The sequence below is a fragment of the Bacillus sp. JJ1503 genome (assembly GCF_036965125.1).
Taxonomy (GTDB): Bacteria; Bacillota; Bacilli; order Bacillales; family Cytobacillaceae; genus Cytobacillus.
In genome coordinates this window covers 1-5,429 of the sequence record NZ_JBALOZ010000038.1, presented here as the reverse complement: position 1 = coordinate 5,429, position 5,429 = coordinate 1, and the positions used below count along the sequence as shown (strand labels likewise).

At 42.4% G+C, this 5,429-nt stretch carries 3 protein-coding genes; all 3 read left to right on the top strand.

Annotated elements, in window-relative coordinates:
• Window positions 1–59: 59 nt before the first annotated feature.
• Window positions 60–2,444, top strand: a complete 2,385-nt coding sequence (locus V7149_RS03870) for a 3-hydroxyacyl-CoA dehydrogenase/enoyl-CoA hydratase family protein (protein ID WP_335344340.1) — start codon at window positions 60–62, stop codon at window positions 2,442–2,444.
• Window positions 2,445–2,501: 57 nt separating this feature from the next.
• The gene (locus tag V7149_RS03865) at window positions 2,502–3,677 is read left to right on the top strand and encodes an acetyl-CoA C-acetyltransferase (RefSeq protein WP_335344339.1); all 1,176 of its coding nucleotides are present in this window, start codon (window positions 2,502–2,504) and stop codon (window positions 3,675–3,677) included.
• Between the two features lie 52 nt (window positions 3,678–3,729).
• Window positions 3,730–5,429, top strand: a 1,700-nt coding sequence (locus tag V7149_RS03860; protein ID WP_335344338.1) for an acyl-CoA dehydrogenase family protein, incomplete at its 3' end; no start/stop codon positions are given.

Below are 5,429 nucleotides of genomic sequence, written 5' to 3'. Positions count from 1 at the left end.
TTTGGTATAAAAATGAATGAGTGTTCATTCAAAAGGTGTAAAAGGGGGAAATAAACTTGATCCAACAAATCAAAAAAGCAGCAGTTCTTGGTTCTGGAGTGATGGGCTCTGGTATTGCAGCTCACTTAGCGAATATTGGAATCCCAACACTATTGCTGGATATTGTACCTCGAGAATTAAATGAAACAGAGAAAGCAAAAGGGTTAACCCTTGATGATAAGGCAGTTAGAAATCGAATTAGTGAAGCAGGCCGCCAAAAGCTATTAAAGCAAAAACCCGCGCCGCTTACGTCTAAAGAGAATTTATCATTAGTAGAAGCTGGTAACTTCGATGACGACATGGAGCGTTTAAAGGATGTTGATTGGGTCATTGAGGTTGTCGTTGAAAATCTCGATATTAAAAAGCAGGTTTTTGAAAAGGTAGATCGCTATAGAAAGCCTGGCAGTATCGTAAGTTCAAACACATCTGGAATTTCCGTTGAGGCGATGTCAGCAGGACGCTCTGAGGATTTTCAGAAGCATTTCCTCGGGACTCACTTTTTTAACCCGCCTCGCTATTTAAGGTTGTTAGAAGTTATTCCTACGAAAAACACTGATGCCAAAGTATTAAGCTTTATGAAGCAATTTGGCGAAGATAAGCTGGGCAAGGGCGTTGTTGAAGCGAAGGATACGCCAAACTTTATTGCTAACCGCATCGGGACGTACGGGCTGTTAGTCACTTTACAGGAAATGCTCAAAGGCGGCTATAGTGTTGGAGAAGTTGATTCCATTACAGGACCGTTAATCGGCCGGCCAAAAAGTGCAACCTTCAGAACACTTGATGTTGTCGGTTTAGATACATTTGTCCATGTAGCCAATAATGTCTATGAGCAAGTGGAAGGCAAGGAAAAAGAAGTCTTCACAGTGCCAGACTTTATGAAAGAGATGCTTAATAAGGGCTGGCTAGGCAGCAAGACTGGCCAAGGGTTTTTCCTCAAGCAAGGGAAAGAGATTCTAGAGCTTGATCCAAACACTTTTGAATATGGGCCTCGGAAGAAACTGAAAACAGCGGCAACAGAATTAAGCAAGCAGGAAAAAGGCACAGCCAACAAAATGAAAGCGCTAATATATGCTGATGACCGTGCTGGCCAGCTACTATGGAATATATTAAGTCCGGCTCTACTTTATTCAGCTGAATTATTAGGAACCATTGCTGATGATGTTGTTGCAATTGATCAAGCAATGAAATGGGGCTTCGGCTGGGAGTTAGGACCATTTGAAATTTGGGATGCCATTGGTGTAGAAAAAGCCGTGAAGAAAATGGAAGAGGCTGGTTTAGAGGTTCCGGTTTGGGTAAAGGAAATGCTCGATAACGGTCATGCATCATTCTATAAAGAAGCCGAGGATGGAAATCTCTTTTTCTATGAAAATGGCGAATACAAGCCAGTAGTTGAAAATCCGAAGAAAATAAATTTAAAAAGATTGAAAAAACAAAAAGGCGTCATTAAAAAGAACAGCGGTGCAAGTCTTATTGATCTAGGCGATGGTGTTGCTTTGCTAGAGTTCCATTCTAAAAGCAATGCACTTGGTCTAGACAGTATCCAAATGATTAACTACTCCATTGATGAGGTAGAAAAGAATTTCAAGGGACTTGTAATCGGTAACCAAGGCAAGAACTTCAGCGTTGGTGCGAATCTTGCCATGATCCTGATGGAAGCACAGGATGATAATATTTATGAGCTTGACATGGTCGTCCGTCACTTCCAGCAGGCAATGATGAAAATTAAATACAGTTCTAAGCCAGTTGTTGCAGCTCCATTTGGCATGACGCTTGGAGGCGGATCAGAAGTTTGTCTCCCAACTGCGCATATTCAGGCTTCAAGCGAAACGTATATGGGGCTTGTGGAAGTTGGGGTAGGGCTGATTCCTGGCGGAGGCGCTAATAAAGAGCTTTATTTAAAGCATCTCAATAACCTGCCTAATGGGGTTGAATTTGATCTTCAAAAAGTTGCAAACAAAGTATTTGAATCGATTGCTATGGCAAAGGTTTCTACATCAGGGGATGAAGCACGCGAAAACAATTTTTTGAATGCTGCTGATGGTATTAGTGTGAATGGTGATCATTTACTTTATGATGCGAAGCAGGCAGTACTAGCTCTTTATGAAAGAGGCTATCAGCCGCCCATCCGCAAAAAGGTGCCAGTTGTTGGTGAAACGGGTTATGCAACTTTACTTTTAGGAGCACAGACAATGCTTTATTCTGGTAATATTTCAGAGCATGATCTAAAAATTGCGAAGAAGTTAGCTTATGTCATTGCAGGTGGAAAAGTACCTTTTGGAACTGAAGTGGATGAACAATATTTACTAGATTTGGAAAAAGAAGCCTTCCTAAGCCTGCTAGCTGAGCCAAAGACGCTGCAGCGCATGCAGCATATGCTCGTGAAAGGGAAGCCATTACGTAATTAATATAGTGGAAGAGTAATAGGGTTCATTTTTCAATAGATAAGAAAGAGAGGGAATAGAATGAAAGAAGCGGTTATCGTTGCAGGAGCCCGCACTCCGGTTGGCAAGGCAAAGAAAGGGACGCTCGCCAATGTAAGACCGGATGATTTAGGTGCCCTCGTTGTGCAGGAAACATTAAAGCGAGCAGGAAACTATGAGGGAAATATCGATGACTTAATTATTGGATGTGCCATGCCGGAAGCAGAGCAGGGCTTAAATATGGCTCGAAATATTGGGGCATTGGCTGGACTTCCATATAATGTTCCGGCGATCACTATTAATCGCTACTGCTCATCAGGATTACAATCCATTGCCTACGCAGCTGAGAAAATTATGATCGGACACGCAGACACAATCATTGCTGGCGGGGCTGAGTCAATGAGTCTTGTTCCGATGATGGGTCACGTGACTCGTCCCAATATTAAATTGGCGGAATCAGCTCCTGAGTATTATATGGGCATGGGTCACACAGCTGAAGAGGTTGCGAAAAAATACGGGATTTCCCGTGAAGATCAGGATGCCTTTGCCGTTCGAAGCCATCAAAAAGCAGCAAAAGCCATTCAAGAAGGAAAGTTTAAGGATGAAATCGTTCCCGTTGACGTAGCCTTACGATCAATTGGAAAAGACAATAAATTGATCGAAAAAAAGATTACATTTAGTCAAGATGAAGGTGTAAGAGCGGATTCTACGATTGAAACATTGGCTAAGCTTCGTCCAGCTTTTTCTGTTACTGGAACGGTAACAGCAGGGAATTCATCCCAGACAAGTGATGGAGCAGCAGCGGTCATGGTCATGGACCGTGAAAAAGCAGAATCAACTGGCTTGAAGCCAATGGCCAAATTCAGATCATTCGCTGTCGGCGGAGTGCCGCCAGAAATTATGGGAATTGGCCCAATTGTCGCTATCCCTAAAGCATTAAAGCTAGCAGGCCTTGAATTATCAGATATCGGACTATTTGAACTAAATGAAGCATTCGCTTCCCAATCGATCCAAATCATTCGAGAGTTAGGCTTAGACAAAGAAAAGATAAACGTGAACGGCGGCGCCATTGCACTAGGCCATCCGCTAGGGTGCACAGGGGCGAAACTTACACTATCGCTCATTCATGAAATGAAACGCCGCAATCAGCAATTCGGCATCGTCACCATGTGCATAGGCGGAGGAATGGGCGCAGCCGGAGTGTTCGAACTGCTATAGGGCATAGTCATAGAACATAACAGTCCAAAAAAATTGAATGGAGGAAATAAAGATGTCTAATCAAACAGATAACCTAATTAAAGGTGGAAGTTTTTTAATCGAGGATCTTTCCTCTGATCGTGTGTTTACTCCAGAGGATTATACAGATGAGCATAAAATGATTGCGAAAACGACTGAGGAATTCGTCATAAATGAAGTTCTTCCAGAAGTAGAGTATTTAGAGAATCACGAATTTGATCGTACAGTCAAATTATTAAAGCAAGCGGGAGAGCTTGGACTTCTAGGTGCTGATGTTCCTGAAGAATACGGCGGTTTGGCATTAGATAAAGTAAGCTCGGCGCTCATCGCTGAAAAAATGGCGCGTGCAGGCGGTTTCTCTATCTCCCACGGGGCACATGTAGGAATTGGATCCCTTCCTATCGTTCTTTTCGGAACGGAGGAGCAGAAGAAGCAATACTTGCCAGATTTAGCTACTGGTGATAAGTTGGCAGCTTATGCTTTAACTGAGCCAGGCTCAGGTTCAGATGCACTAGGTGCAAGAACAACGGCTAAGCTTAATGCGGAAGGCACTCATTATGTTCTAAATGGTGAAAAGCAATGGATTACGAATTCTGCATTTGCAGACGTATTTGTTGTTTACGCAAAAGTGGACGGAGAGCATTTCTCAGCTTTTATCGTAGAAAGAGAGTTCCCAGGGGTATCTGTTGGTCCGGAAGAAAAGAAAATGGGAATTAAGAGCTCATCGACTCGTACATTAATTCTAGAAGATGCACTTGTGCCGAAGGAAAACCTGCTAGGAGAGCTAGGCAGAGGCCATATTATCGCATTTAACATCTTAAACATCGGCCGTTATAAATTAGGGGTTGGGGCTGTAGGAGGTTCAAAACGGGCATTTGAAATTACTGTACAGTATGCAAATCAGCGCCAGCAGTTCAAAACGCCAATCTCTCAATTTAATTTGACAAAGGAAAAGTTCGGAACAATGGCTTCAAAGATTTATGCTGCAGAAAGCTCTGTTTACCGTACAGTTGGGTTGTTTGAGGATCGCATGAGCAAGCTATCAGAAGAAGAGGTTAAGGATGGCAAGGAAGTAGCGAAATCCATTGCCGAATATGCCATTGAATGCTCACTAAATAAATTCTTCTCTACAGAGGTCCTTGATTACGTTGTGGATGAAGGTGTTCAAATTCATGGCGGCTATGGATTCATGGCTGAATACGAAATTGAAAGAGCGTATCGCGATTCCCGAATTAATCGAATTTTTGAAGGAACAAATGAAATTAACCGTCTATTAGTTCCAGGTACCTATATCCGTAAAGCGTTCAAGGGTGAGCTGCCATTATTCGAAAAAGCGATGGCTTTACAAGAGGAACTTATGATGATGATGCCTGAAGATCCTGGTGAAGAGCCTTTAGCTCAGGAGAAATATTTAGTGAAAAATGCAAAGAAAATTGGCTTGCTTGCTGCAGGATTAGCAGCCCAAAAATACGGCAAGGCTTTAGAAAAAGAGCAAGAGGTATTAGTGAATATTGCAGACATAATTTCAAATGCATATGCGATGGAATCAGCTGTTCTTCGTACCGAGAAAGCCATTGAAAAAGCAGGTTTAGAGAAGAGTAAGCAAAAGCTTCTTTATACACAAATCTTCTGTCAGGAAGCTTTTAATAAAATTGAACAGGATGCAAAAGAAACCCTTGTGGCTGTGGAAACTGGTGATGCTTTAAGAATGATGATTTCAGCTCTGCGTAAATT